This window comes from Pseudomonas palmensis (genome assembly GCF_017848315.1).
Taxonomy (GTDB): domain Bacteria; phylum Pseudomonadota; class Gammaproteobacteria; order Pseudomonadales; family Pseudomonadaceae; genus Aquipseudomonas; species Aquipseudomonas palmensis.
The window spans coordinates 1-25,265 of record NZ_JAFKEC010000009.1 but is presented as its reverse complement, the minus strand read 5'-3'; the positions used below and the strand labels follow the sequence as shown (position 1 = coordinate 25,265).

Annotated in this window: 26 protein-coding genes and 3 tRNA genes; 21 read left to right on the top strand and 8 right to left on the bottom strand. The window is 61.2% G+C overall.

The window, feature by feature from the left end:
• Positions 1 to 186: 186 nt before the first annotated feature.
• Both JZZ72_RS07705 and JZZ72_RS07700 read right to left on the bottom strand, forming a co-directional pair.
• Positions 187 to 263 (bottom strand) — tRNA-Met (locus tag JZZ72_RS07705).
• A gap of 132 nt (positions 264 to 395) precedes the next feature.
• Positions 396 to 472 (bottom strand) — tRNA-Met (locus tag JZZ72_RS07700).
• A 213-nt stretch (positions 473 to 685) separates the two neighbouring features.
• Here JZZ72_RS07700 and dinB point away from each other — a divergent pair.
• Positions 686 to 1,750, top strand: a complete 1,065-nt coding sequence (dinB, locus tag JZZ72_RS07695) for a DNA polymerase IV (RefSeq protein ID WP_043864254.1) — start codon at positions 686 to 688, stop codon at positions 1,748 to 1,750.
• Positions 1,751 to 1,795: 45 nt separating this feature from the next.
• Here dinB and JZZ72_RS07690 read toward each other — a convergent pair whose 3' ends face one another.
• From JZZ72_RS07690 to JZZ72_RS07680, 3 genes are all read right to left on the bottom strand, one after another.
• Complete coding sequence (locus JZZ72_RS07690) at positions 1,796 to 2,743, bottom strand: lipoprotein (protein WP_043864253.1); 948 nt, start codon at positions 2,741 to 2,743, stop codon at positions 1,796 to 1,798.
• Positions 2,744 to 2,763: 20 nt separating this feature from the next.
• Positions 2,764 to 4,479, bottom strand: a complete 1,716-nt coding sequence (locus tag JZZ72_RS07685) for a proline--tRNA ligase (RefSeq protein WP_210014252.1) — start codon at positions 4,477 to 4,479, stop codon at positions 2,764 to 2,766.
• A 166-nt stretch (positions 4,480 to 4,645) separates the two neighbouring features.
• Complete coding sequence (locus JZZ72_RS07680; protein ID WP_043864251.1) at positions 4,646 to 5,920, bottom strand: OprD family porin; 1,275 nt, start codon at positions 5,918 to 5,920, stop codon at positions 4,646 to 4,648.
• 771 nt (positions 5,921 to 6,691) lie between these two features.
• On the opposite strand from JZZ72_RS07680, the gene JZZ72_RS07675 reads away from it, so the two are divergent.
• Together JZZ72_RS07675 and JZZ72_RS07670 are read left to right on the top strand one after the other, a co-directional pair.
• A complete protein-coding gene (locus tag JZZ72_RS07675) occupies positions 6,692 to 7,117 on the top strand; it encodes an HIT domain-containing protein (protein ID WP_078480040.1) in 426 nt (141 codons plus the stop codon).
• Positions 7,118 to 7,120: 3 nt separating this feature from the next.
• Complete coding sequence (locus JZZ72_RS07670) at positions 7,121 to 7,327, top strand: SlyX family protein (protein WP_043864249.1); 207 nt, start codon at positions 7,121 to 7,123, stop codon at positions 7,325 to 7,327.
• Between the two features lie 122 nt (positions 7,328 to 7,449).
• Here JZZ72_RS07670 and JZZ72_RS28075 read toward each other — a convergent pair whose 3' ends face one another.
• On the bottom strand, positions 7,450 to 8,037 hold the full coding sequence (locus JZZ72_RS28075) for a cold-shock protein (protein ID WP_043864302.1): 588 nt from the start codon (positions 8,035 to 8,037) through the stop codon (positions 7,450 to 7,452).
• A 303-nt stretch (positions 8,038 to 8,340) separates the two neighbouring features.
• On the opposite strand from JZZ72_RS28075, the gene JZZ72_RS07660 reads away from it, so the two are divergent.
• The 18 genes from JZZ72_RS07660 to JZZ72_RS07575 all read left to right on the top strand — a co-directional run bounded on the left by JZZ72_RS07660 (position 8,341) and on the right by JZZ72_RS07575 (position 22,034).
• On the top strand, positions 8,341 to 8,811 hold the full coding sequence (locus JZZ72_RS07660) for a Dps family protein (protein ID WP_043864248.1): 471 nt from the start codon (positions 8,341 to 8,343) through the stop codon (positions 8,809 to 8,811).
• Between the two features lie 275 nt (positions 8,812 to 9,086).
• Positions 9,087 to 9,416, top strand: coding sequence for a ribbon-helix-helix domain-containing protein (locus tag JZZ72_RS07655; protein WP_054914974.1), 330 nt, complete (start codon positions 9,087 to 9,089; stop codon positions 9,414 to 9,416).
• Positions 9,417 to 9,526: 110 nt separating this feature from the next.
• The gene (locus JZZ72_RS07650) at positions 9,527 to 9,748 is read left to right on the top strand and encodes an FmdB family zinc ribbon protein (protein WP_043864246.1); all 222 of its coding nucleotides are present in this window, start codon (positions 9,527 to 9,529) and stop codon (positions 9,746 to 9,748) included.
• Between the two features lie 96 nt (positions 9,749 to 9,844).
• On the top strand, positions 9,845 to 11,620 hold the full coding sequence (gene aspS, locus JZZ72_RS07645; protein ID WP_043864301.1) for an aspartate--tRNA ligase: 1,776 nt from the start codon (positions 9,845 to 9,847) through the stop codon (positions 11,618 to 11,620).
• 122 nt (positions 11,621 to 11,742) lie between these two features.
• Positions 11,743 to 12,489 carry a YebC/PmpR family DNA-binding transcriptional regulator gene (locus JZZ72_RS07640; RefSeq protein WP_043864245.1) on the top strand — a complete coding sequence of 249 codons (747 nt, stop codon included), beginning with the start codon at positions 11,743 to 11,745 and terminating at the stop codon, positions 12,487 to 12,489.
• Between the two features lie 116 nt (positions 12,490 to 12,605).
• Complete coding sequence (gene ruvC / locus JZZ72_RS07635) at positions 12,606 to 13,130, top strand: crossover junction endodeoxyribonuclease RuvC (RefSeq protein WP_043864244.1); 525 nt, start codon at positions 12,606 to 12,608, stop codon at positions 13,128 to 13,130.
• Between the two features lie 108 nt (positions 13,131 to 13,238).
• A complete protein-coding gene (gene ruvA, locus JZZ72_RS07630) occupies positions 13,239 to 13,847 on the top strand; it encodes a Holliday junction branch migration protein RuvA (protein ID WP_043864300.1) in 609 nt (202 codons plus the stop codon).
• The gene (ruvB, locus tag JZZ72_RS07625) at positions 13,848 to 14,903 is read left to right on the top strand and encodes a Holliday junction branch migration DNA helicase RuvB (RefSeq protein ID WP_043864243.1); all 1,056 of its coding nucleotides are present in this window, start codon (positions 13,848 to 13,850) and stop codon (positions 14,901 to 14,903) included.
• A gap of 125 nt (positions 14,904 to 15,028) precedes the next feature.
• Entirely contained in the window at positions 15,029 to 15,484 is a 456-nt protein-coding gene (gene ybgC / locus JZZ72_RS07620; protein ID WP_043864242.1) for a tol-pal system-associated acyl-CoA thioesterase, read from the top strand.
• Between the two features lie 2 nt (positions 15,485 to 15,486).
• Complete coding sequence (gene tolQ, locus JZZ72_RS07615; RefSeq protein WP_043864241.1) at positions 15,487 to 16,182, top strand: protein TolQ; 696 nt, start codon at positions 15,487 to 15,489, stop codon at positions 16,180 to 16,182.
• A gap of 14 nt (positions 16,183 to 16,196) precedes the next feature.
• Positions 16,197 to 16,649, top strand: a complete 453-nt coding sequence (gene tolR, locus JZZ72_RS07610; protein WP_043864240.1) for a protein TolR — start codon at positions 16,197 to 16,199, stop codon at positions 16,647 to 16,649.
• The gene (gene tolA, locus JZZ72_RS07605) at positions 16,649 to 17,734 is read left to right on the top strand and encodes a cell envelope integrity protein TolA (protein ID WP_043864239.1); all 1,086 of its coding nucleotides are present in this window, start codon (positions 16,649 to 16,651) and stop codon (positions 17,732 to 17,734) included. The genes tolR and tolA overlap by 1 nt, the downstream gene beginning before the upstream one ends.
• Before the next feature lie 47 nt (positions 17,735 to 17,781).
• The gene (gene tolB, locus JZZ72_RS07600) at positions 17,782 to 19,032 is read left to right on the top strand and encodes a Tol-Pal system beta propeller repeat protein TolB (RefSeq protein WP_213085823.1); all 1,251 of its coding nucleotides are present in this window, start codon (positions 17,782 to 17,784) and stop codon (positions 19,030 to 19,032) included.
• A 52-nt stretch (positions 19,033 to 19,084) separates the two neighbouring features.
• Positions 19,085 to 19,582, top strand: coding sequence for a peptidoglycan-associated lipoprotein Pal (gene pal, locus JZZ72_RS07595; RefSeq protein ID WP_042121796.1), 498 nt, complete (start codon positions 19,085 to 19,087; stop codon positions 19,580 to 19,582).
• 6 nt (positions 19,583 to 19,588) lie between these two features.
• Entirely contained in the window at positions 19,589 to 20,401 is an 813-nt protein-coding gene (gene ybgF, locus JZZ72_RS07590; RefSeq protein ID WP_054914972.1) for a tol-pal system protein YbgF, read from the top strand.
• Positions 20,402 to 20,559: 158 nt separating this feature from the next.
• On the top strand, positions 20,560 to 21,207 hold the full coding sequence (gene queE, locus JZZ72_RS07585; protein WP_043864236.1) for a 7-carboxy-7-deazaguanine synthase QueE: 648 nt from the start codon (positions 20,560 to 20,562) through the stop codon (positions 21,205 to 21,207).
• Positions 21,208 to 21,222: 15 nt separating this feature from the next.
• Entirely contained in the window at positions 21,223 to 21,897 is a 675-nt protein-coding gene (gene queC / locus JZZ72_RS07580; protein WP_058541509.1) for a 7-cyano-7-deazaguanine synthase QueC, read from the top strand.
• A gap of 61 nt (positions 21,898 to 21,958) precedes the next feature.
• Positions 21,959 to 22,034: transfer RNA gene (locus JZZ72_RS07575), tRNA-Lys, on the top strand.
• Between the two features lie 157 nt (positions 22,035 to 22,191).
• Here the strand turns inward: JZZ72_RS07575 and JZZ72_RS07570 are convergent.
• Complete coding sequence (locus tag JZZ72_RS07570) at positions 22,192 to 22,542, bottom strand: DUF2493 domain-containing protein (RefSeq protein WP_210014251.1); 351 nt, start codon at positions 22,540 to 22,542, stop codon at positions 22,192 to 22,194.
• 25 nt (positions 22,543 to 22,567) lie between these two features.
• Entirely contained in the window at positions 22,568 to 25,222 is a 2,655-nt protein-coding gene (mgtA, locus tag JZZ72_RS07565) for a magnesium-translocating P-type ATPase (protein ID WP_236066242.1), read from the bottom strand.
• Between the last annotated feature and the right edge of the window lie 43 nt (positions 25,223 to 25,265).

Here is a 25,265-nt window from a genome sequence, read left to right as displayed (position 1 = left end):
TCCGACCAAGTTACCAATCCCTATGGAAAAATAATGTCTGAATCTTACTCGCGATCATGCCGATCCGCGCCCATCAGGATAGTTAAAGAAGTTTCATGCTGCCGCAAGGGCATGGAGAGGAGGGGAAGGTACTTTTCGCCAGACGCAAAAAAGGCCACTTTTTTCAAAGTGGCCTTTTCTGTTGTTTGGTTGCGGGAGCCGGATTTGAACCGACGACCTTCGGGTTATGAGCCCGACGAGCTACCAGACTGCTCCATCCCGCGTCTGTGGGGCGGATTCTACAGCGTATGGAGATGCTGTCAATGCTTAATTGTTGATTTACAACAAAAACCTGCTATGGGCCAAACAGCGCCCAACAAAAAAGGCCACTTTTTCAAGTGGCCTTCTCTGATGTTTGGTTGCGGGAGCCGGATTTGAACCGACGACCTTCGGGTTATGAGCCCGACGAGCTACCAGACTGCTCCATCCCGCGTCTGTGGAGTGGATTCTACAGATATCTCAGAACGTGTCAACCGCTAAAATCCAGAAATCCTTTTTTGTTCAATTGCTTAGCGTTTGTGATCTGGCTGCGGGCGCGCTAAGGCGGGGGCTGCAGGGCATTTGCCCGGGGTGACGGGTGCAGGGTGCAGCCGGTGGTGACGAGTGAGATACTGCGCGTACGAATCAACGGTGTTAACGGTCATCCATGTCCCAACGCAAGATCATCCACATCGATTGCGACTGTTTCTACGCAGCCATCGAGATGCGCGACGACCCGCGGCTGGCCGGCAAGCCTCTGGCCGTGGGTGGCTCGGCCGACCGACGCGGGGTGATTGCTACCTGCAACTACGAAGCGCGGGCCTTTGGCGTACGCTCTGCGATGTCGTCGCACCACGCGTTGAAGCTGTGCCCCGACCTGACCATCGTCAAGCCGCGCATGGATGCCTATAAGGAAGCCTCGCGGGAGATTCACAACATCTTCCGCGAGTACACCGAGCTGATCGAGCCATTGTCGCTGGATGAAGCCTATCTGGACGTATCCGACAGCCCGAAGTTTTCCGGCAGTGCCACGCGCATTGCCGACGACATTCGCCGGCGGGTGTCCCAGCGCCTGCACATCACGGTATCGGCGGGGGTGGCGCCCAACAAGTTCCTGGCCAAGATTGCCAGTGACTGGCGCAAACCCAACGGATTGTTCGTGATTACCCCGGCACAGGTGCAAGACTTCGTCGCCTGCTTGCCAGTGACCAAGCTGCATGGGGTTGGCAAGGTCACGGCTGACAAGCTGGGGCGCCTGGGCATTGTCGATTGCAAGGATCTGCGCGAGTGGGACCGCCTGGCCCTGGTCCGCGAGTTCGGCAGTTTCGGCGAGCGTCTTTACGGGCTGGCGCGCGGCATTGACGAGCGGGTGGTGCACAACGACAGCCGGCGCCAGTCGGTGAGCGTCGAGAACACCTACGACAGCGACCTGCCGGACCTGGCCAGCTGCCTTGAAAAGCTGCCTGAACTGCTGGAATCGCTGGGCGGTCGCATGGCCCGGATCGACGACAGTTACCGGCCGGGCAAGCCGTTCGTCAAGGTCAAGTTCCATGACTTCACCCAGACCACCCTGGAGCAGGCGGGGGCGGGGCGTGATCTTGAAAGCTACCGGCAACTGCTCAGCCAGGCTTTCGCGCGTGGCGCCAAGCCGGTCAGGTTGCTGGGAATTGGCGTGCGGTTGCACGACTTGCGCGGGGCGCATGTTCAGCTAGAGCTGTTCACACCCGAGTGAAACGCCAGGCATCGTGGTCGATGCCTGGCGTTCATGGTGCTGGAGCTACTTCGCGCCGGGGTCTGCCACCAGGCGGCCGGCATCCCTGGTCAGCGCCTTGAGAAACTCCTGTTGCAGCTCCGGATCATTGCGGGTCAGCTCGATCAGGCTCTGTTCCAGCTCGCTGGCTTCCTCTTCCAGGCCGAGTTCGGACAAGCGCTTGACCCGGTGCACCCACTCGCTCACCTCGTCGTCTTCAAGGTCGTCGTAGATCAGCTCATGGGCTTCGACCAGTTTGCCGCGCAGCGTTGGGCTGAGCAGCAGGCTTGCGTCGGCACGCACGTTGTTTTCTTCATCGGCCACGGCCAGGTGCAAGGTGCCCACCTGGGTCAGGTTCTGTTCGGTGAACGGGCTGTCGAGCAGGTTCAGGCGCAACACACCATTGCGGTCGGTGGTCAGCTCGTGGGTGAGCTTGCCAGCCTTGACCTCGACCGGGCGTTCGCCCCACGGCAGGCTGGTGTACTCCTGGCGTTTGTCCTTCTGCACTTCGCTGATACTGGCCAGGTTCTGTTGTGCGCGGCCGTTGGACTGCACGTTCATGAACGGGTTGAGCCCGGCCACGCCATAGCTGAGCCAGTCATGGGTCACGCTGTCGGGCAGGTTGCCCAGTGCGAACACATTGACCACATTGGCGCCGATACCGGCAACCACGGCCACTGCGCCCAGCGGGATCTCGTAGATTTCGCGCCAGGGTTGGTAGGGCGTGTAGCGATCATAACGACGGGTCACTTCGAATTCGGTGACTTCGAAGTTCTTCTGTTCGTGAACGCGCACGCGCCGTTGCGGCAGCTCGAGTACCTTGGGCTCTCCGACATCGATCTGCAGGCTGTGCTCGAGCAGCTTGCGCTCGATCCGCTCCTCATGCTCGCTGCGCTGGGACATCTGGTTGGCGCAGCCGCTGAGCAGCACGGCGCCGCACAGGGCGGCGCCTCCGAAGGTGATTCGCTTGAACATGGCTACTCTTGTGTTGGCTATCAGCGACGAATACGGGCTTGCAGGAACGACAGCACCTCGGCCACGGGCAAGGCCTGGGCCTCGCTGTCCTTGCGGTACTTGTATTCCAGGTTGCCTTCGGCCAGGCTCCGGTCGCTGACCACGATGCGGTGCGGGATGCCGATCAGTTCCATGTCGGCGAACTTGATCCCCGGGCTGGTTTTCTTGTCACGGTCGTCCAGCAGCACTTCGAAACCGGCGGCTGTCAGCTCGGCGTAGAGCTTGTCGGTGGCTTCGCGCACTTCGGCGGTTTCGTAGCGCAGCGGTACCAGGGCGATCTGGAATGGCGCGAGGCTATCGCTCCAGATGATGCCCTTGTCGTCGTAGTTCTGCTCGATGGCAGCGGCGACCACGCGCGAAACACCAATGCCGTAGCAGCCCATGGCCAGGGTCACCGGCTTGCCGTTCTCGCCCAGCACCTGGCACTTGAGTGCTTCACTGTACTTGGTGCCCAGCTGGAAGATGTGCCCGACTTCGATGCCGCGCTTGATCATCAGCGTACCCTTGCCGTCCGGGCTCGGGTCGCCGGCTACAACGTTGCGCAGGTCGGCGATTTCCGGTACAGGCAGGTCGCGCTCCCAGTTCACGCCGAAATAGTGCTTGTCGTCGATGTTGGCACCGATGCCGAAGTCGCTCATGAAGGCCACGGAACGGTCGATGATGCACGGCAGCGGCAGGTTCAGCGGGCCCAGGGAACCGGCGCCGGCCCCGATGGCGTCGCGCAGTTCGGCGTCGCTGGCCATCACCAGCGGGCTGGCCACCTGTGGCAGGTTGGCAGCCTTGATTTCGTTGAGCTCGTGGTCGCCGCGGACGATCAGGGCAATCAGCTTGCCTTCTTCGGCGGCATGCACGATCAGGGTCTTGACGGTGCGCTCGATCGGCACGCCGTAGTTTTCGACCAGGGCGGCGATGGTTTTCGCGTCCGGGGTATCGACCAGGCGCAGCTCCTCGGTGGGGGCAGGGCGCACGGTTTCCCGTGGGATCGCTTCGGCCTTCTCGATGTTGGCGGCGTAGTCGGAGCTGTCGCTGAAGATCACGTCGTCTTCACCAGACTCGGCCAGCACATGGAATTCGTGGGACCAGCTGCCACCGATCGAGCCGGTGTCGGCCTGCACGGGGCGGAAATCCAGGCCCAGGCGGGTGAACACATTGCAGTACGCCTGGTGCATGCGGTCATAGGTTTGCTGCAGGGACGCCTGGTCGGCATGGAAGGAGTAGGCATCCTTCATGATGAACTCGCGACCGCGCATCAGGCCGAAGCGCGGACGGATCTCGTCGCGGAACTTGGTCTGGATCTGGTACATGTTCAGTGGCAGCTGTTTATAGCTGCTCAGCTCGTTGCGCGCGAGGTCGGTGATGACCTCTTCGTGGGTAGGCCCCACGCAGAACTCGCGACCATGACGGTCCTTCAGGCGCAGCAGCTCGGGGCCGTACTGCTCCCAGCGGCCGGACTCCTGCCACAGTTCAGCGGGCTGAATGGCCGGCATCAGCACTTCCAGGGCGCCTGCGGCGTTCATTTCCTCGCGTACCACGGCTTCGACCTTGCGCATCACGCGAAGGCCCATCGGCAGCCAGGTATAAAGGCCGGATGCGAGCTTGCGGATCATGCCGGCACGCAGCATGAGCTGGTGGCTGATGACGACCGCGTCGGAAGGGGTTTCTTTCTGTGTGGCGAGCAAATATTGACTGGTGCGCATGGTAGGCCGTTGTCGGTTGCTTAACTGAAATGACCCCGCATTGTACGGGGGCGATTCGGTGACGTATAGGATGGTGGCGCGGGAAACTGCGCCAAGTGCATCAACACAAAAGAAAAAGCCCGGCAGGGCCGGGCTTTTTCGAGCTGGGGTCCGTGAGCCGGAAGGCTTACAGGATGCTCAGCGGGTACTCGACGATCAGGCGCAGTTCGTCGATCGAAGGCGACGAGTTGTTGTACACCGCATCGCTGGAGCGGTAGGTGGCCTGGCGAACGCGGAAGCTCAGGTCTTTGGCCGGGCCTTCCTGCAGTACGTACTTGGCTTCGATGTCGCGTTCCCACTCTTTGCCGTTGTTGCCGGAGGAAACGTTGGCATCGGTACCACGGATGTAGCGGGTCATGAAGCTCAGGCCCGGTACGCCGAAGGTGGCCATGTTGATGTCGTAGCGAGCCTGCCAGGATTTCTCGTCTTCGGAGTTGAAGTCCGAACGTGCCACCGAGTTGGCCAGGAACACGGTACCGCCGCCGTCGACGCCGTAGGCGTAGCCGCCGTCGCCGCTGATGCGCTGGTGCGCCAGGGTGAAGGTGTGCGCGCCGATGGTGTAGGCGGCGGACAGGCTGAATGCACGGCTGTCGATCTTGTCGCCGTCGTAGGCTTTTTCCAGCGCGGCGCCGGTGCTCTTGGTGTTGTAGAAGTTGAAGTCGAACACCAGGCCCTGCTCGTCGTTGATCGGCAGGCTCCAGTTCACGTTGGCGTAGTATTTGCGCCAGTAGTCTTCGACCTTGGAGTAGTAGAGGCTGGTGCTGAGCTCGTCGCTGAACGCGTAGGTGCCGCCCAGTACGTCGGCCTTGGTCAGGTGGATGCCGCCGTCACGGTTGGTCTGGTCTTGTGCGGTGATGCTGGTGAAGCGACCGGCGTTGAGCGTCAGCCCCTTGATTTCGTTGCTGGTGATCAACGCGCCCTGGGCCATTTCAGGCAGCAGGCGGCTGTCGTCGGTGGCCAGCACTGGCAGCGAGGTGAACTGGTCACCCACTTTCAGGACGGTGTCGGAAATCCGGAACTTGATGGCTGCGCCGCCTTTGGAGTAGTCGTCCTGCGAGCGCTCGTCGGAGCCGGTCGGGAACAGGCCGGTGCCGGCAGTGCCCTTACCGCCGTCCAGTTTCAGGCCCAGCATGCCGATTGCGTCGACGCCGACGCCGATGGTGCCTTGGGTGAAGCCCGACTCGAAGGTGCCGATGAAGCCTTGGCCCCACTCTGCAGCGCGGCTCTGCTCGGTGTTGGGGACGTTGCGGTAGTCACGGCTGAAGTACAGGTTGCGAAGTTTGACGTTCAAGCTGCTGTCTTCTACAAACCCCTTGGATTCATCCTGAGAAGACGCCATGGCCAGCTGCGAGGTGCCTGCCGCTACGGCCAGGGCGATTATGCTCCACTTCATCACGCGCATCGTGATTTGCTCCTTTGGTTTTGGAAGATTACGGCCTTGCCCCCTGGTTTTTTTATGGGGCGGCTCTTTCTTTTTTGAGTCGGCGAAATGTATATCACGCTGACTGTCGTTGGCGATACTTGCGAAAGGAACCTTTCATTAACTTTATGGTCCCGTCGCAAACGGTTAAATCCCTGTCGCAAATTACGCCCCGGCATGACCGGTGCGTTCAACTACAGCGCTGTTTCGCAGAGCAGCAAAGGCAGCGCAATCACGCCAAGCCTTTGATGCCAAAACTCCCTGGTTGCCCTTGCAGCTGTTGTTATTTGTCGCACTTGGCTTGCTTATGCAGGCGCCATGCCGACGTTGGGCAGAGATGAATGCAACAAGCGTGCTCAATTGCGCGGTGCGTTGATGAAATTTTCACATTTCGTCGGCCGAAGGGCGCGTGGTGCCCGAAAACCGGGGGTGTACAGATCTTTTGGTTTGAGGGTCGATGCCGTCGCGGAATAAGCAAAAAATCGACTTTGAAGTCAAAACGTTACCGGCTTGTAGGACAAGTGAGTAGTTTTCGGTAGGAGGCGGTGCTGATTGTGTTCGCGAGGCGCTATTTTGGTGCGAAAAGTAGCGTTTTGTTACCGGCGTGAGCGGACCTCCTGCGTGCAGTGTGGTCTGCCTGCCCCGGGATGGAGCGCCATGTACTCATGCCTGTGACTCCAATCGGGAGTATCCTTGCGTCAATCACCTGCCGCGTGCAGGTATCGGGATTGAAAGGTGCGAGGAGATTGTTCTGTGTTTGCTCTTGATTCACGTTTGCAACAAGACACGATTGCGTTGGGGGACTTTCCTCTTTGTCGCTTGTTACTTAGTAAGGATGCTAACTATCCGTGGTTCATTCTGGTGCCGCGGCGTCCTGCTGTCAGCGAAGTATTCGAACTTGATGAAGAGGCGCAGCAGCAACTCTGGCAAGAGACCACGTTGCTGGCCAAGTTGCTCGACGGGCTGTTCGATGCCGACAAGATGAATGTCGCGACCCTGGGCAACGTCGTGAGTCAGTTGCACATGCATGTGATCGTGCGACGCCAGAGCGATGTGGCATGGCCTGGCCCGGTGTGGGGGCGCGTGCCGGCGCTGGTTTATACCGCCGAGGCGCTGGCTCATGTGCGCCGCATCGTCGAGCGTGAGCTTGGTGATTATCTTCAACCGATCGAGGCTTGAATCATGACCCTGGAAGCACGGGTAACCGAGTTGGAGAGTCGTCTGGCATTTCAGGACGATACGCTGCTGGCGCTGAACGATGTGCTGGTGGAGCAGCAGCGGGTGGTTGAGCGGCTGCAGCTGCAGATGGGCGCGCTGCTCAAGCGTTATGAGGAGATGGTGGGGCAGTACGAGTCCAACGAGGAAGAAGCGCCGCCCCCGCACTATTGATGCATGCGCCTCGCGCAGCGGGCCTAAAGGCTCAGTGCAGATCGACAGCAGAACAGGGCGGGTGAGTAGGCGTAAAAAAACCGCGATCGGCCGAGTGGCCGTCGCGGTTCTTCACGCGAGGATCAGCGACGCGGTGCCGCAATCACATCCTCGGCCTGCAGGCCCTTGTCCCGGTTCATCACCGAAAACTCCACACGCTGACCCTCCACCAGCACCCGGTGACCCTCGCCACGAATGGCCCGGAAGTGCACGAAGATGTCATCGCCGGAATCCCGCGAAATGAATCCAAAGCCCTTGGACGTGTTGAACCACTTCACGGTGCCCGTGTCGCGGTTGCTCATGTCGTAGGCAGGTGCCTGGCTGCGCGCACGGCCAACCTTGGCCAGGCCCGCCACCAGATGCAGCAGCACGGCCAGCAGGGCGCAGACCATGGCCGCGACATTGCCCAGCTCCGGGCGCAGCAGCACAGTGACCGCTTGCAATACCACTGCAAGCACCAGCAGCGCGCTGGCAGTGTGTTGCAGGTACTGGCGCGCGCCGCGGTAGTGCATTGGCAGCACAGGCACCAGGATCAGGTTGAGCAGCCCGAACAGCGCCAGGTAGATGGCATCGGGTTGTTGCAGGAAAGGGACAGCTTCGCCCCTCAGGCTAGGAATCAGGGACAGCAGCAAGGCAGCTGCGCCCGTCAACAGGTGAACGATCTTGAACATGGTGGTTTGGCTCACATTTTATTCAGGCATATCACAGGAAGAGCTGAACCCACGGTGCGCGGTTACCGATGAGGCGCCAAAGCGTGGCTGCAGCCTATGCGCCATTGCACAAAAAATGCGCAATGACGGCACAGTGCCTATTTAACAGCAAAGCCGGGTGCTTCTCAAATCAGCGGGCCAAACGGGCCGCGCGGCTGCAGCCCTGTGTCGCACGCCAGACCGGCAATCGGAGCTGCAGGCACGCGCAACTCTTGGTACAGTGCTTCCAGCATGTTGAACTGACATCACAGGAAGGAAATGTACATGGCAATTGATATTGGTATCAGTGAAGAAGATCGCAAGTCCATTGTTGACGGCTTGTCGCATCTGTTATCGGATACATATGTACTGTACTTGAAGACCCATAACTTCCACTGGAACGTGACCGGGCCGATGTTCAATACACTGCACTTGATGTTCGAAGGCCAGTACAACGAACTGGCCCTGGCAGTCGATGCCATCGCCGAGCGAATTCGTGCACTGGGCTTCCCGGCGCCGGGTACTTATTCCACCTACGCCAAGTTGTCCTCGATCAAGGAGGAGCCAGGTGTGCCGGCGGCTGAAGAGATGATCAAGCAACTGGTCGATGGCCAGGAAGCCGTGGTGCGGACCGCGCGCAGCCTGTTCCCGTTGCTGGACAAGGTCAGCGACGAGCCGACCGCCGACCTGTTGACCCAGCGCATGCAGGCCCATGAAAAGACTGCCTGGATGCTGCGCTCGCTGTTGGCCAAGTGAGTGTTCGGCGCCTGTAAAGGCGCCTGTTGAAAGACGCAAGCCCGATTTTTCTTTAGAGGAATCGGGCTTTTTTAATGGGTACTTCCTGCGTGCTGCGGCCGGCGTGGAACAGTTTCAGCAGGTGTGGTACATGAACTCAACTAAAAGGTTATTCCTACGCTGCGCAGGCTCGCGGTCTGCTGGTTGCAATACGATGAACAGCGCTTCATAGGCAGGTACCTGGATAGCAAGTATCCAGGTGATGAACTTCCTGTCAGTCAATGCGTGGGATGAATATGTCGCGAGTCGTGAATGAACGTGCATGCACCGCCGAGCAACTTCGTATGGCCCCTGGTGATCCTTTTCAGGCAGATTTCAATATGGGCCTGGCGCGCCCGCTGTCGCGTTCGGTGCGACTCAACGGCTTCGCCACCTGCTTGCGCCTGGAAGAGGTCTACTGGAAAATCCTCGAGCGCATTGCCGCCGCCAACCGGTGTACGGTCAATGCGGTGCTGTCCCATGTGGACCGCGAAGTCCACCTTCGCCACGGCGGCGTCAAGAATTTCAGCGGCCTGGTGCGGGTGATCTGCGTGGTCTACGTGCTGGGGGGCGGCGCCAAGCCCTGAACCATTCGTGCGCTGGCACGGCGGGCGGGCTGCACAGCCCCGGTTAACCATATATAATCCCGCTTTTTGCTGCGTGGCGCGGCCCGCGCAGTGGTCAACGAGATACGCCAATGCCCCTGTACGACTATCAATGCGGTTCCTGCAGCCACCAGATGGAAGTTCTGCAGAAGATCAGCGCAGCGCCGCTGACCGATTGCCCGGCCTGCCAGGCACCTGCCCTGAAGAAGCTGATTTCTGCCCCGGGCTTCCGCCTGGGCGGCACCGGCTGGTATGAAACCGACTTCAAGACCGGCACCAAAAAGAACCTGGCGGGCGCCGACAAGGCCGACTGAGTTGAACTGTACTGCCAGGGTCTTGCACTATGGGCCCCCTGGGGCCGGCAAGGCCCACACCCGAATTCACGAATGACGAGAAGCGAAACCACCATCATGATGCGCAGCCACTATTGCGGCCAACTGAACGAGAGCCTGGAAGGTCAGGAAATTACCCTTTGCGGCTGGGTCCATCGTCGTCGCGACCACGGCGGGGTGATTTTCCTCGACATCCGTGATCGCGAAGGCATGGCTCAGGTCGTGTTCGACCCGGACCGCGCAGAAAGCTTTGCCGCCGCCGACCGCGTGCGCAGCGAGTACGTGGTGAAGATCACCGGCAAGGTGCGTCCGCGCCCTGCAGGCGCAGTCAACGCCAACATGGCCTCGGGCGCCATCGAAGTGCTGGGCTACGAGCTCGAAGTGCTGAACGAAGCGGAAACCCCGCCGTTCCCGCTCAACGAGTACTCCGACGTGGGTGAAGAGACCCGCCTGCGCTATCGCTTCATCGACCTGCGTCGTCCGGAGATGGCCGAGAAGCTGCGTCTGCGCTCGCGCATCACCACCAGCATCCGTCGCTTCCTTGACGAAAACGGCTTCCTCGACGTCGAGACGCCGATCCTGACCCGCGCTACCCCGGAAGGCGCGCGTGACTACCTGGTGCCAAGCCGTACCCACGCTGGCAGCTTCTTTGCCCTGCCGCAATCGCCCCAGCTGTTCAAGCAACTGCTGATGGTGGCCGGTTTCGATCGCTACTACCAGATCGCCAAGTGCTTCCGCGACGAAGACCTGCGCGCCGACCGCCAGCCGGAATTCACCCAGATCGATATCGAGACCAGTTTCCTGGACGAGACCGAGATCATGGGCCTGACCGAAAGCATGATCCGCAAACTGTTCAAGGAAGTCCTGGACCTGGAGTTCGGCGAATTCCCGCACATGACCTTCGAAGAGGCCATGCGCCGCTACGGTTCGGACAAGCCTGACCTGCGCAACCCGCTGGAACTGGTGGATGTGGCCGACCAGCTGCAAGCGGTCGACTTCAAGGTGTTCAGCGGCCCGGCCAACGACCCGAAATGCCGCGTTGCCGCACTGCGTGTACCGGGCGGGGCGAGCATGCCGCGCAGCCGTATCGACGAGTACACCAAGTTCGTCGGCATCTACGGTGCCAAGGGCCTGGCGTACATCAAGGTCAACGAGCGCGCCAAGGGCGTCGAGGGCCTGCAGTCGCCAATCGTCAAGAACATCCCCGAGGCCAACCTGAACGTGATCCTCGATCGCGTGGGCGCAGTCGATGGCGACATCGTGTTCTTCGGTGCCGACAAGTCCAAGATCGTCAGCGAAGCCCTGGGCGCGCTGCGCATCAAGGTCGGCAACGACTTCAACCTGCTGACCTGCGAATGGGCGCCGATGTGGGTTGTCGACTTCCCGATGTTCGAAGAGAACGACGACGGCAGCTTCACGGCGCTGCACCACCCGTTCACCGCGCCAAAATGCTCCCCTGAAGAGCTGGAGGCCAACCCGGCCACCGCGCTGTCGCGCGCCTATGACATGGTGCTCAACGGCACCGAACTGGGTGGCGGTTCGATCCGTATCCACCGCAAAGAGATGCAGCAGGCCGTGTTCCGCCTGTTGGGCATCGAGGCGGCGGAACAGGAAGAGAAGTTCGGCTTCCTGCTCGACGCGTTGAAGTTCGGCGCACCGCCGCACGGTGGCCTGGCCTTCGGTCTGGACCGCCTGGTGATGCTGATGACCGGCGCCCAGTCGATTCGTGAAGTGATCGCCTTCCCGAAAACCCAGAGCGCTGCGTGCGTCATGACCCAGGCCCCAGGCCTGGTCGATGCCAAGGCACTGCGTGAGCTGCACATCCGTCTGCGCGAACAGCCCAAGGCTGAGTAAGCGGGCCCGGGGCGCATCCACTTGGATGCGCCTTTGCGTTACGGCATACCGAATTGATTGCCCACGCCAGGTTTTCTTCTGGCGGAGGCGTGGTTTTGTTTCAAGGATTTCTGGAGTCAGTTATGGCGGGTCATTCCAAGTGGGCGAACATCAAGCACCGCAAAGAGCGCCAGGATGCCAAGAGAGGCAAGATCTTCACCAAGTGGATTCGTGAGCTGACCGTCGCTGCCAAGCAGGGCGGTGGTGACCCGAATTCCAACCCGCGCCTGCGCCTGGCGCTGGACAAGGCCTTGGGCGCGAACATGAGCCGCGACATCATCGATCGCGCCGTGGCCCGTGGTGCAGGCGCAACCGAAGCCGACAATGTCGAAGAGCTCAGCTACGAAGGCTACGGCCCGGGCGGCGTGGCGATCATGGTCGAGGCCATGACCGACAACCGCAACCGCACCGCCGCGGCCGTGCGCCATGCCTTCAGCAAGTGCGGTGGCAACCTGGGCACCGATGGCTCGGTGGCCTATCTGTTCGAGCGCAAGGGGCAGATCAGCTTTGCCGCCGGTGTCGATGAAGACGCGCTGATGGAAGCGGCGATGGAGGCCGATGCCGACGACGTGGTCAGCAACGAAGATGGCTCGTTCGACGTGTTCACCTCGTTTGCCAGCTTCTACGCGGTGCGTACTGCCCTGGAGGCTGCCGGCTTCAAGGCTGCGGACGCGGAAATCGTCATGCAGCCGACCACCAGCGCCGAACTCGACCTGGAGGGCGCACAGAAGGTGCTCAAGCTGATCGACATGCTTGAAGACCTGGACGATGTGCAGAATGTGTATTCCAACGCCGAAATTCCTGACGAAGTCATGGAACAACTCGGCTAAGGTTCAGTTCTGGCGTACTCGAGGCCGGATTCGTCCGCAGGCACCTTGTGCCCGTGACGGGTCCGGCTTCTGTCTTTTTAATGGCGCCCCGGTGCGCCACTGGTTGCGCAGGCGATATGACTCTGATTCTTGGTATTGACCCCGGCTCGCGGATTACCGGCTATGGTGTGGTGCGCCACACGGCGCGCGGGTGCGAGTACGTGGCCTCCGGTTGCATCCGTACCGGCAGCGGCGAGCTGCCCGAGCGCCTGCAGGTGGTATACCGCAGCGTGCGCGAAATCATCCAGTTGCACGGGCCGGTGACCATGGGTATCGAGCGGGTGTTCATGGCGCGCAACGCCGACTCGGCGCTCAAGCTCGGCCAGGCGCGCGGCGCCGCCATCGTCGCCGGGGTCGAAGAGGGCCTGGAGATCGCCGAGTACAGTGCCACCCAGGTCAAGCAGGCGGTCGCCGGTACGGGCGGGGCCAACAAGGAACAGGTGCAGATGATGGTCATGCACCTGCTCAAGCTCACCCAGAAGCCGCAGATAGACGCCTCCGATGCCCTGGCCATCGCCCTGTGCCATGCCCATACCCGTTCCAGCCTGGTGCCGCACGGGCTGGGCGCTGCACGCAGCCGCAGTGGCCGCCTAAGGCTCTGATAGCATCATCGGTTAACACAATTTCGCTTGCCGGCCACCGCCGGCTTGCAATCATGGCGGCTGATGGCGGGCTTGATCGCCCCGGCGCCCTGGATAAAGGACCTGAACGTGATTGGACGTTTGCGCGGTACCCTGGCTGAAAAGCAGCCGCCGCACCTGATTGTCGATGTCAACGGCCTGGGCTACGAGCTCGAGGTGCCGATGACCACCCTGTATCGCCTACCCAAGGTTGGCGAGGCAGTGACGCTGCACACCCACCTGGTGGTACGTGAAGACGCGCACCTGCTGTATGGCTTTCACGAAAAGCGCGAGCGCGAGCTGTTCCGCGAGCTGATCCGCCTCAACGGCGTAGGGCCCAAGCTGGCCCTGGCATTGATGTCGGGCCTGGAGGTCGACGACCTGATACGCTGCGTGCAGGCCCAGGACACCTCGGCGCTGGTCAAGGTGCCGGGGGTGGGCAAGAAGACCGCCGAGCGCCTGCTGGTCGAACTCAAGGACCGCTTCAAGGCCTGGGAAACCGCGCCAAGCCTGTTTACCCTGGTGTCCGACGGCCCGCAGCCGGTGGCAAGTGCCTCCACTGCCGAAACCGATGCGGTCAGCGCGCTGATCTCGCTGGGCTACAAGCCGCAGGAAGCCAGCCGCGCCGTGGCGGCCATCGATGCCAAGGGCCTGAGCAGCGAAGAGCTGATCCGGCGCAGCCTCAAGGGGATGATTTAAGTGATCGAAGCCGACCGACTCATAGCCGCTACCGGGCGCGACCGCGAAGAGGTCCAGGACCGGGCGATCCGGCCATTGCGCCTGGACGAGTACATCGGGCAGCCAGTGGTGCGCGAGCAGATGGCGCTGTTCATCCAGGCGGCACGTGGGCGCAGCGAGTCGCTGGACCATACGCTGATCTTCGGCCCGCCGGGCCTGGGCAAGACCACCCTGGCCAACATCATCGCGCAGGAGATGGGCGTTTCGATCAAGAGCACCTCCGGGCCGATTCTCGAGCGTCCGGGCGATCTGGCGGCGCTGCTGACCAACCTGGAACCCCACGATGTACTGTTCATCGACGAGATTCACCGGCTTTCGCCGATCGTCGAAGAGGTGCTGTACCCGGCCATGGAAGACTTCCAGCTGGACATCATGATCGGCGAGGGGCCGGCCGCACGTTCGATCAAGCTCGATTTGCCGCCGTTCACTCTGGTCGGGGCAACCACCCGCGCCGGCATGCTGACCAATCCGCTGCGCGACCGTTTCGGTATCGTGCAGCGCCTGGAGTTCTACAACACCGCAGACCTGGCCACCATCGTCAGCCGCTCGGGCGGGATTCTGGGCCTGCCGATCGAGGACGAGGGCGCCTTCGAGATCGCCCGGCGCGCCCGCGGCACCCCGCGTATCGCCAACCGCCTGCTGCGTCGTGTACGCGACTACGCCGAGGTGCGTGGCAAAGGTGACATCACCAAGGCCATCGCCGACCTGGCGCTGAACCTGCTGGACGTGGACGAGCGTGGTTTCGATCACCAGGACCGGCGCCTGCTGCTGACCATGATCGAGAAGTTCGACGGTGGCCCGGTGGGTGTTGACAGCCTGGCAGCGGCGATCAGCGAAGAACGTCACACCATCGAGGACGTGCTGGAGCCCTACCTGATCCAGCAGGGCTACATCATGCGCACACCCCGTGGGCGCGTGGTGACCCGGCACGCCTACCTGCACTTTGGCCTGAACATTCCGGGCCGCATGGGCGAGTCGGTCAACGGCGAGGGTTTTTCCGACCTGGCCGATGAATGACAGACTTATCCGGCGTTTTCGTGGTCCTATCGGCGGACACGCATGAGTCGCGCTGGCAATACGACATAATCCGTTAAAAACAGTTGGTGGGGCGGATTGGCAAGCTGAGGAGTTAGCACTAGAGTATGCGCGCGCAAAATGGGGTTGAGTCGTTCGCACATCGCTGTCGCGTCTATTACGAGGACACCGATGCGGGCGGCGTGGTGTATTACGTCAATTATCTGAAATTCATGGAGCGTGCCCGCACCGAGCGGTTGCGCGAGCTGGGCTTTGCCCAGTCTGCGATGGCAGAACAGAACACCTTGTTCGTCGTTCATTCCAGCGAGGCGCGCTACCACGCGCCGGCCCGCCTGGACGATGAATTGCGGGTCACCGCACAAGTGCTTGAATTGAATCGTGCCAGCCTGCGCTTCGTGCAGCAGGTCTGGCGCGAGCGTGATGCAACGCTGCTCTGCGAGGGGCAGTTCCTGGTGGCCTGTGTGCGCGCCGATACGTTCAAACCCCGGGCCATTCCTTCCGAGCTGCGTGCAGCCTTTGTGGCGGCGGATGGTGCGGGTAACCAAACAATTGCAGGAGATTAAGCGTGGAAGCTAACGTCGTCGACCATACCTCCATGTGGAGCCTGGTCAGTAATGCCAGCATCGTGGTGCAGCTGGTCATGCTGATTCTGGTGGCCGCATCGGTGACCTCGTGGATCATGATTTTTCAGCGCAGCACCATGCTGCGTGCCGGTCGTCGTGCGCTGGAAAGCTTCGAGGAGCGCTTCTGGTCCGGCATCGACCTGTCCAAGCTGTACCGCCAGGCCGGTAGCAACCCGGACCCGGACTCGGGTGTGGAGCAGGTCTTCCGTGCCGGCTTCAAGGAATTCTCGCGCCTGCGCCAGCAACCGGGCGTCGACCCTGACGCCGTGATGGAAGGCGTTGGCCGGGCCATGCGCGTGGCCATCTCGCGTGAAGAAGAGAAGCTCGAACAGAGCCTGCCGTTCCTTGCCACCGTCGGTTCCACCAGCCCGTACATCGGTCTGTTCGGTACTGTATGGGGCATCATGAACTCCTTCCGCGGCTTGGCTTCGGCCCAGCAGGCGACCCTGGCCACTGTGGCTCCGGGTATCGCCGAGGCGCTGATCGCCACCGCGATCGGCCTGTTCGCCGCAATCCCGGCAGTTATTGCCTACAACCGTTTCGCTGCACGCAGTGAAGTCTTGATCGGCCGCTACTACACGTTCGCCGACGAGTTCCAGGCCATCCTGCACCGTAAAGTGCACACCAGCGAAGAGTGATCAGGTAAAAGCCCATGGCTCGAGTTCGACACAAACGCAAGCCGGTCGCGGAGATGAACGTGGTGCCCTACATCGATGTGATGTTGGTACTGCTGGTCATCTTCATGGTGACCGCACCGATGCTCAACCAGGGCGTGAAGGTCGACCTGCCCAAGGTTTCCAGCGAAGCCTTGCCGCAGGACAACAACGTCCAGATCCTTACCATTTCGATCAAGGCCGACAAGACCTATTTCTGGAACCTTGGCAGCGAAGTCGACACCGAAAAGCAGATGGACAAGGCCATGACCTTGCCGCAAATGACCGACGCGGTGACCAAGATCATCGCGGCCGGACGTGACCAGGGCAAACAGACCCAGGTGTTCATCCGTGGCGACAAGGCCGTCGACTATGGCGCGGTGATGGGCGCCATGGGCGGGTTGCAGAAGGCCGGTGTCGGTAACGTTGGCCTGATTACCGAGGCGCCCTGATGCAACAGCGAGAGCCATCCGCCTCGGAAAGCTATTTCTGGCCCAGCGTCTGGGCCATCGCGCTGCACGTTCTGGTGTTCGGCATGCTGTTCGTCAGCTTTGCCATGACCCCGGAACTGCCGCCGGCCAAGCCTATTGTCCAGGCGACCCTGTACCAGCTGAAGTCCAAAAGTCAGGCCACCACCCAGACCAATCAGAAGATTGCGGGTGAAGCGAAGAAAACCGCTGCGCGCCAGACCGAAGTCGAGCAGATGGAACAGAAGAAGGTCGAGCAGCAGAAGCAGGAAGCGGTGAAGGCTGCGGAACAAAAGAAAGAAGAGGCGGCTCAAAAGGCCGAAGAAGCCCGCGAGGCGGCCGAAGCCAAGAAGGCCGACGAGGCCAAGAAAGCCGACGAGGCCAAAAAGGCCGACGCGGCCAAGAAAGCCGAGGAAGCCAAGAAGGTCGAAGAGAAACAGCAGGCCGACCTCGCCAAGAAGAAAGCCGAGGAAGAGGCCAAGAAACAGGCAGCAGAAGAGGCCAAGAAGCAGGCCGCTGAAGACGCCAAGAAGAAAGCCGCCGAGGATGCCAAGAAAAAGGCAGCCGAGGATGCGAAGAAAAAAGCGGCAGCCGAAGAGGCCAAGAAAAAGGCCGCCGAGGATGCCAAGAAGAAAGCCGCAGCCGATGCGGCCAAGAAGAAGTCAGCAGAAGCGGCGCGCAAGGCGGCGGAAGACAAGAAAGCCCAGGCCCTGGCCGAGCTGTTGTCCGACTCCACCGAACGGCAGCAGGCGCTGGCCGACGAGCAGGGTGACCAGGTGGCCGGCGACTTCGACGACCTGATTCGTGCCCGCGCAGCCGAAGGCTGGGCGCGCCCACCTTCTGCACGCAAGAACATGACGGTGGTCCTGCAGATTGGCATGTTGCCCGATGGTACCGTGACCACGGTGAGCGTTGCACGCTCCAGTGGTGATGGTCCGTTCGATGCCTCTGCGGTAGCAGCGGTCAAGAACATTGGCCGCCTGACCGAAATGCAGGGCTTGAAACCGAGCGAATTCAATCCCTATCGTTCATTCAAGATGACATTCACACCTGAGGATCTAGCCTTGTGATTAACCTTCTTAGAGGACTGCTGGTCGTTCTCTGCTGCGCAGCAGGGATGGCCGTTGCAGAAGAAAAGAACATCCTGGTCACCAGCGGCAGTGACCGTGCCACGCCGATCGCGGTCGTGCCGTTCGCCCTGCAGGGTGGCAGTGTGCTGCCCGAGGACATGGCCGATATCATTGGCAATGACCTGCGCAACTCCGGCTACTACGCGCCGATTCCGCGCCAGAACATGATCAGCCAGCCTAGCCAGGCCAGCGAAGTCATCTTCCGCGACTGGAAGGCCCTGGGCGCCCAGTACGTGATGGTAGGCAGCATCGTGCCAGCGGGCGGTCGCCTGCAGGTGCAATATGCGCTGTTCAACGTCGCCACCGAGCAGCAAGTGCTGACCGGCAGCGTCTCGGGCACTACCGACCAGCTGCGTGACATGTCGCACTACATTGCCGACCAGTCGTTCGAGAAGCTCACCGGCATCAAGGGTGCGTTCTCCACGCGCATGCTGTACGTCACCGCCGAACGCTTCTCCAAGGACAACACTCGTTACACGTTGCAGCGTTCGGACTACGACGGCGCCCGCGCCGTGACCCTGCTGCAGTCGCGCGAGCCGATCCTGTCGCCGCGCTTCGCGCCAGACGGCAAGCGCATTGCCTATGTGTCGTTCGAACAGCGTCGTCCGCGTATCTTCGTACAGCACATCGACACTGGCCGTCGTGAGCAGATCACCAACTTCGAAGGCCTCAACGGTGCACCAGCCTGGTCGCCCGATGGTTCGCGCCTGGCGTTCGTGCTGTCCAAGGACGGCAACCCTGACATCTATGTGATGAACATGGCTTCGCGCCAGATGTCGCGTGTCACGGCCGGCCCGGGTATCAACACCGAGCCGTTCTGGGGCAAGGATGGTTCGACCATCTATTTCACGTCGGATCGTGGCGGCAAGCCGCAGATCTACAAAACCAACGTTTCGGGTGGTGGTGCCGAGCGTGTAACTTTCGTGGGTAACTACAACGCCAACCCTAAACTGTCGGCGGATGAAAAGACCCTGGTAATGATTCATCGCCAGCAAGGTTTCACCAACTTCAAGGTGGCCGCGCAGGATTTGCAGCGAGGAAGTGTAAAAATCCTCTCTGAAACAAGTCTTGATGAGTCACCCACTGTTGCGCCCAACGGCACCATGCTAATCTACGCCACCCGCCAGCAGGGCCGGGGAGTCTTGATGCTCGTCTCTCTCAACGGACGCGTGAGGCTCCCGCTTCCTACCGCTCAAGGCGAAGTCAGAGAACCGTCCTGGTCCCCTTACCTGAACTGACGCGGCGCTTTACGTAACACTTAACACATTGGGGTTCATTAGGAGTTTCACGATGGAAATGCTGAAGTTTGGTAAGTTTGCTGCGCTGGCTCTGGCCATGGCTGTAGCTGTAGGTTGCTCCTCCAAGGGCGGCGACAACGCTGGTGAAGGCGCTGTTGATCCAAACGCTGGTTACGGCGCTAACACCGGTGCTGTTGACGGTTCCCTGAGCGAAGAAGCCGCTCTGCGCGCAATCACCACCTTCTACTTCGAATACGACAGCTCGGACCTGAAGCCAGAAGCCATGCGCGCTCTGGACGTTCACGCCAAAGACCTGAAAGGCAATGGCGCTCGCGTCGTCCTGGAAGGCAACACCGACGAGCGTGGTACTCGCGAATACAACATGGCCCTGGGCGAGCGTCGTGCTAAAGCCGTACAGCGCTACCTGGTACTGCAAGGCGTTTCCCCAGCCCAACTGGAACTGGTTTCCTACGGCGAAGAGCGTCCAGTTGCTACCGGTAACGACGAGCAATCCTGGGCTCAGAACCGTCGCGTCGAACTGCGTAAGTAATTCGATATGCGAACGTGCCGCCGTGCTGTAACCGTCCTGGCTCTCGCCCTGCCACTCGTGGCCTGGGCCGAGGTTCCTGTTGTTGATGACAACGCTGGCTATAACGGCGCAAGCAGTTATCCGCCAGCGGGTTATGGTACGAGCGGCGCCTACGCCGGGGGAGGGGTTTCGGCCCCTGCCTCGGCGCAGGGTCAGCTGTTCATGCAATTGCAGCAGATGCAGGATCAGATTTCGCGCCAGCAAGGGGTGATCGAAGAACTGCAAAACGATGTAGCCCGCCTGAAACAGGAAGGCCTGGAGCGTTACCAGGACCTGGATCGGCGTATCGGAGCCGGCGGTGCACCCGCTGCAACTCCCGAGAATTCCTCCACCGGTGGTGATGTAGCCGCCGGTGCCGCTGCAGGCGCGGCCACCGCCCCTGCGGCCAGTAGCGAACCTGGCGACCCGGCGAAAGAAAAGCTCTATTACGACGCTGCTTTCGACCTGATCAAGGCCAAGGATTTCGACAAGGCCAGCCAGGCATTCAATGCCTTCCTGCGCAAGTACCCCAACAGTCAGTACGCCGGCAATGCCCAGTACTGGCTGGGTGAAGTGAACCTTGCCAAGGGCGACCTGCAGGGCGCCGGCCAGGCGTTTGCCAAGGTCAGCCAGCTGTATCCGAAGCACAGCAAGGTGCCGGACTCGCTGTACAAGCTGGCCGATGTCGAGCGCCGCCTGGGTCACACCGACCGGGTCAAGGGTATTCTGCAGCAGGTGGTCACCCAGTACCCGGGTACCTCCGCCGCACAGTTGGCCCAGCGCGACCTGCAGAAGCTCTGAACTGCCCGCCTGGAAGAAACCCGCGCTAGTCGCGGGTTTTTTCGTTAGAATCGATGCCCTTTTATTGACACACGCTGCTGCGAACTACGCGATGCCGGGTTCGCTGCAGTGCCTGACGGAGGCGGACAGCCTGTTTAGCTGTTACGCCCGTGGCGACTATGCAAGACACATTACGAATTACCGAAGTTTTTTACTCGTTGCAGGGTGAAACGCGTACCGCTGGGCTGCCCACGGTATTTGTACGTCTCACCGGCTGCCCTTTGCGTTGCCAGTATTGCGACAGTGCCTATGCCTTCAGTGGTGGCACCGTGCGCAGCCTCGACTCGATTCTCGAGCAGGTGGCTGGTTTTCGCCCGCGTTACGTGTGCGTCACTGGCGGTGAGCCATTGGCCCAACCCAACGCCATCCCCTTGCTCAAGCAATTGTGCGACGCCGGCTATGAGGTTTCGCTGGAAACCAGCGGAGCACTGGACATCTCGAAGGTCGACCAGCGCGTCAGCCGGGTGGTGGACCTCAAGACGCCGGGCTCCGAAGAGATGCACCGCAACCTCTACGAGAATATCGAGCTGCTGACCCCGAACGATCAGGTCAAGTTCGTCATCTGTTCCCGTGAAGACTATGACTGGGCGGTATCCAAGCTGATCCAGTATGGTCTGGAGAAGCGTGCCGGGGAGGTGCTGTTTTCGCCGAGCCACCATCAGGTCAAGGCCAGCGACCTGGCCGACTGGATCGTGGCCGATAATTTGCCGGTTCGTTTTCAACTGCAGTTGCACAAGCAATTGTGGAACGACGAGCCGGGACGCTGATTGGGGAGTGATGTCATGACTGAGAAACGTGCGGTAATCCTGCTGTCTGGTGGCCTGGACTCGGCCACGGTGGTCGCGATGGCCAAGGCCGAAGGCTACAGCTGCTATACCATGAGTTTCGACTACGGCCAGCGTCATCGCGCCGAGCTGGACGCCGCTGCGCGAGTTGCCCGTGACCTGGGTGCAGTCGAGCACAAGGTGATCGGCCTGAGCCTGGATGGCATTGGTGGTTCGGCGCTGACCGACAGTAGCATCGATGTACCCGAGACACCGGGTGAAGGCATTCCAGTGACCTACGTACCGGCACGCAATACCGTGTTCCTGTCGTTGGCGCTGGGCTGGGCCGAGGTGTTGCAGGCGCGGGATATCTTCATCGGTGTGAACGCGGTGGATTACTCGGGCTACCCGGATTGCCGTCCCGAGTTCGTCGAAGCATTCGAGCGCATGGCCAACCTGGCCACCAAGGCCGGTGTCGAGGGGCAGGGCTTTCGCATCCAGGCACCGTTGCAGAACCTGAGCAAGGCGCAGATCGTTCAGGCGGGCATGGCGCGTGGTGTCGACTACAGCCTCACTGTGTCGTGCTATCAGGCTGACGATCAAGGCCGTGCCTGTGGCAAGTGCGACAGCTGCCGCCTGCGTGCAGATGGCTTCCGGGCAGCCGGCGTGACCGACCCAACCCGATATTTTTGATTTTTTTTACGGTGGGGTGTTGATTTCCTTAAGGAAATCAGTATTATACGCCCCACGCAACGGGTCGTTAGCTCAGTTGGTAGAGCAGTTGGCTTTTAACCAATTGGTCGTAGGTTCGAATCCTACACGACCCACCATTTCGAAAACCCGCTTTCCATGAGAAAGCGGGTTTTTTTTCGTCTGTTGAATTTCCCTCCCTGTTCAGCAACTGAACCGTGATCTGCGGGTTGACCTGGAGATTGCGTTCGCGCCAGCTCGGCTGGGTGCGAGCTGGCGCGGGAGGGGGTCACCGGTTTACGGGTTGCCTACCGAGAGTGTCTGCAGGTCCTGGCTTCGGGCCTGCTCGAGCAGTTCTTCGGTGTCTGCCCCGCCGGGCAGCGCGAGCACGATGTCCGGTCGGCTATCGGCCAACATGAAGCGGTTGCGCAGGCGTTCGGCCTGTTTGCCGTGGTGCTGCCAGTTGGGTGGGTAGCGCACGATGTGGGCTGCGTTTTCCCGGGCCCAGTCCTCGATATGTGCACCGAGGAACTGACTGCCACCGTGGATGACCACCTGCACCGGGTGCAGGCGCTGGAAAGCTTCCAGAACCTGCCGGCACACCCGGCTGTCGGCGTAATGGCGGCCGGCGCAAATCAGTACGCGCATAGGCGTTCTCCCTGAGCCACGTTCTTCAGAACCACTGCTTGAAGCGGCGGATGTACAAGGTCTTCATGGTCTGGGCGACCACGCAGTAGCTGAGCAGTGTGCCCACCAGCCAAGGGAAGTATTCCCACGGCAGCGGAACCAGGCCGACCATGCTGCCCAGCGGCGAGAAGGGCACGTAGATTCCCAGCGCCATCACCAGCCCCGTCGCCAGCATTACCGGCAAGGCTGCAGTGCTCTGGATGAACGGGATCTTGCGGGTGCGCAGCATGTGCACCACCAGGGTCTGGGACAGCAGCCCTTCGATGAACCAGCCCGACTGGAACAGGCTGGCCATTTCCACGCTGTTGGCGGCGAACACGTACCACATCAGCGCGAAGGTGGTGATGTCGAAAATGGATGAGGTTGGCCCTATCCACAGCATGAACCGCCCGATGTTCCGGGCATCCCATTTGCGTGGCTTGGCCAGGTACTCCTTGTCCATCTTGTCCCATGGCAGCGCCAGCTGGGAGAAGTCGTACATCAGGTTCTGCAGCAACAGGTGAATCGCCAGCATCGGCAGGAAGGGGATGAAGGCACTGGCGACCAGCACCGAGAACACGTTGCCGAAGTTGGAGCTGGCGGTCATGTTCAGGTACTTCATGATGTTGCCGAAGGTCTCGCGACCCTTGATCACCCCTTCCTCCAGTACCATCAGGCTCTTTTCCAGCAGGATGATGTCTGCCGACTCCTTGGCAATGTCGGTGCCGCTGTCCACCGAGATGCCGACGTCGGCGTCGCGCAAGGCAGGGGCGTCGTTGATCCCGTCACCCAGAAACCCGACGGTGTGGCCGTTGGCTTGAAGGGCCTTGAGCACACGGGACTTCTGCAGTGGCGTGAGCTTGGCGAACACCGTGCGCTCTTCCACCCGGCGCGCGAGCACCTCATCGTCCATGTGCTCGATGTCGCGGCCCAGCAGCGGCTCGCCTGCCTCCAGGCCCACTTCCCGGCAGATCTTGGCGGTAACGGTGGGGTTGTCGCCGGTGAGTACCTTGACCGTCACGCCGTTGTCGCGCAGTGCGGCGATGGCCGGGCCGGCGCTTTCCTTGGGCGGGTCGAGGAAGGTCAGCAAGCCTTCGATGATCAGCTCGCGCTCATCGCTGGCGCTGTACTGGGTCTGCGTCTCGCCTGCGGCTATTTGGCGGGTACCCACCAGCAGCACGCGAAAGCCGTCGCGGTTATAGGCCTCGGCGAGTTTGAGCAGGGCCGAACGGCGCTCGGCATCCAGGCTTACGGCAGTGCCCTGCTGGCGGACCCGGCTGGCGGTCTCCAGCATCTCTTCCACGGCGCCCTTGCACACCAGCAGGTGACCACCACTGGCATCGGCCAGTATCACCGACAGACGCCGACGTACGAAGTCGAAGGGCAGTTCATCGACCTTGCGCCAGGCTGCCGGAGGGGTGAACTGCGGATTGTCCTCGGCGAAACTGACCACGGCGCGGTCCATGAGGTTTTTCATGCCGCTCTGGTGGTGGCTGTTGAGCCAGGCCAGTTGCAGCACCTCGTCGCAGCGGTTGCCGCCGACATCGACATGGTGTTCGAGGATGATGCGGTCCTGGGTCAGGGTGCCGGTCTTGTCGGTGCACAGTACGTCCATGGCGCCGAAGTTCTGGATCGCGTTCAGGCGCTTGACCACTACCTTGCGCCTGGCCATGGCGGCCGCACCCTTGGCCAGGTTGGCGCTGACGATCATCGGCAGCATTTCCGGGGTCAGGCCAACCGCTACCGCCAGGGCGAACATGAAGGCTTCGGCCCAGTCCCCCTTGGTGAAGCCGTTGATCAGCAGCACGATGGGTACCATCACCAGCATGAAGCGGATCAGCAGCCAGCTCACGCTGTTGACCCCGCGGTCGAAGGCGGTCTGCGCGCGGGAGCCGACGATGGAGCGGGCCAGTGAGCCGAAATAGGTCCGAGCCCCGGTGGCGACCACCACGGCCGTGGCGGTCCCGCTGACCACGTTGGTGCCCATGAAGCAGATGTTGGGAAGGTCCAGCAGGTCCTGTTGGTCGGCGGCCTGGGCCTTGGCGGATTTTTCCTGCACCGCACCCAGGGTGTCGTACTTTTCCACTGGCAAGGCTTCGCCGGTCAGTACCGCCTGGCTGATGAACAGGTCGCGGGACTCGATCAGGCGAATGTCTGCGGGGATCATGTCGCCGGCAGACAGCTGGATGATGTCGCCCACCACCAGTTCGCGCATGGGTAGTTCTCGAAACCGCGCCTGGGCCCCTAGCTGCTCGCGCCGCAGCACGGCTGCGGTGGTGCGCACCATCGCCTTCAGGGCTTCGGCGGCCTTGGCCGATCGGTGTTCCTGCCAGAAACGCATCACGCCGCTCGCCAACATCATCACCAGCACGATGATTACGCCGGTCAGGTCGGTTTCTTCGCCGGCCTGCAGCGGCAGCCAGAAGTCGGTGAAGAAACTGATACCCGTCAAGGTCATCAGCACATAGATGAAGGGGTTGTTGAAAGCGTGCAGCAACTGCACCAGTGCATGGGGCGGACGGTCATGGGCGACTTCGTTGTGGCCGTCCCGTTGCAGGCGGCCCTGGGCTTCTTCTTCGGTGAGACCGGCGGGGCTGGAGTTGACGTTGGCCAGGGTAACGGCCAGGCCGTTCTGGGCCTCGCGCGCGGCGCGCATCGACAGCTTGTTGCTGTCACGGGTGGGGTGGGTGTGGCGGGGTGTTGGG

Coding starts and splice junctions, on each gene's coding strand:
- ybgC (WP_043864242.1), top strand. CDS start 15,029: ATGCGCGCGCAAAATGGGGTTGAGTCGTTCGCACATCGCTGTCGCGTC.
- queE (WP_043864236.1), top strand. CDS start 20,560: ATGCAAGACACATTACGAATTACCGAAGTTTTTTACTCGTTGCAGGGT.
- JZZ72_RS07640 (WP_043864245.1), top strand. CDS start 11,743: ATGGCGGGTCATTCCAAGTGGGCGAACATCAAGCACCGCAAAGAGCGC.
- tolB (WP_213085823.1), top strand. CDS start 17,782: ATGGCCGTTGCAGAAGAAAAGAACATCCTGGTCACCAGCGGCAGTGAC.
- JZZ72_RS07570 (WP_210014251.1), bottom strand. CDS start 22,542: ATGCGCGTACTGATTTGCGCCGGCCGCCATTACGCCGACAGCCGGGTG.
- ybgF (WP_054914972.1), top strand. CDS start 19,589: ATGCGAACGTGCCGCCGTGCTGTAACCGTCCTGGCTCTCGCCCTGCCA.
- dinB (WP_043864254.1), top strand. CDS start 686: ATGTCCCAACGCAAGATCATCCACATCGATTGCGACTGTTTCTACGCA.
- JZZ72_RS07650 (WP_043864246.1), top strand. CDS start 9,527: ATGCCCCTGTACGACTATCAATGCGGTTCCTGCAGCCACCAGATGGAA.
- JZZ72_RS07660 (WP_043864248.1), top strand. CDS start 8,341: ATGGCAATTGATATTGGTATCAGTGAAGAAGATCGCAAGTCCATTGTT.
- JZZ72_RS07670 (WP_043864249.1), top strand. CDS start 7,121: ATGACCCTGGAAGCACGGGTAACCGAGTTGGAGAGTCGTCTGGCATTT.
- pal (WP_042121796.1), top strand. CDS start 19,085: ATGGAAATGCTGAAGTTTGGTAAGTTTGCTGCGCTGGCTCTGGCCATG.
- ruvC (WP_043864244.1), top strand. CDS start 12,606: ATGACTCTGATTCTTGGTATTGACCCCGGCTCGCGGATTACCGGCTAT.
- JZZ72_RS07655 (WP_054914974.1), top strand. CDS start 9,087: ATGTCGCGAGTCGTGAATGAACGTGCATGCACCGCCGAGCAACTTCGT.
- JZZ72_RS07680 (WP_043864251.1), bottom strand. CDS start 5,920: ATGCGCGTGATGAAGTGGAGCATAATCGCCCTGGCCGTAGCGGCAGGC.
- JZZ72_RS07690 (WP_043864253.1), bottom strand. CDS start 2,743: ATGTTCAAGCGAATCACCTTCGGAGGCGCCGCCCTGTGCGGCGCCGTG.
- queC (WP_058541509.1), top strand. CDS start 21,223: ATGACTGAGAAACGTGCGGTAATCCTGCTGTCTGGTGGCCTGGACTCG.
- JZZ72_RS28075 (WP_043864302.1), bottom strand. CDS start 8,037: ATGTTCAAGATCGTTCACCTGTTGACGGGCGCAGCTGCCTTGCTGCTG.
- aspS (WP_043864301.1), top strand. CDS start 9,845: ATGATGCGCAGCCACTATTGCGGCCAACTGAACGAGAGCCTGGAAGGT.
- JZZ72_RS07685 (WP_210014252.1), bottom strand. CDS start 4,479: ATGCGCACCAGTCAATATTTGCTCGCCACACAGAAAGAAACCCCTTCC.
- tolR (WP_043864240.1), top strand. CDS start 16,197: ATGGCTCGAGTTCGACACAAACGCAAGCCGGTCGCGGAGATGAACGTG.
- tolA (WP_043864239.1), top strand. CDS start 16,649: ATGCAACAGCGAGAGCCATCCGCCTCGGAAAGCTATTTCTGGCCCAGC.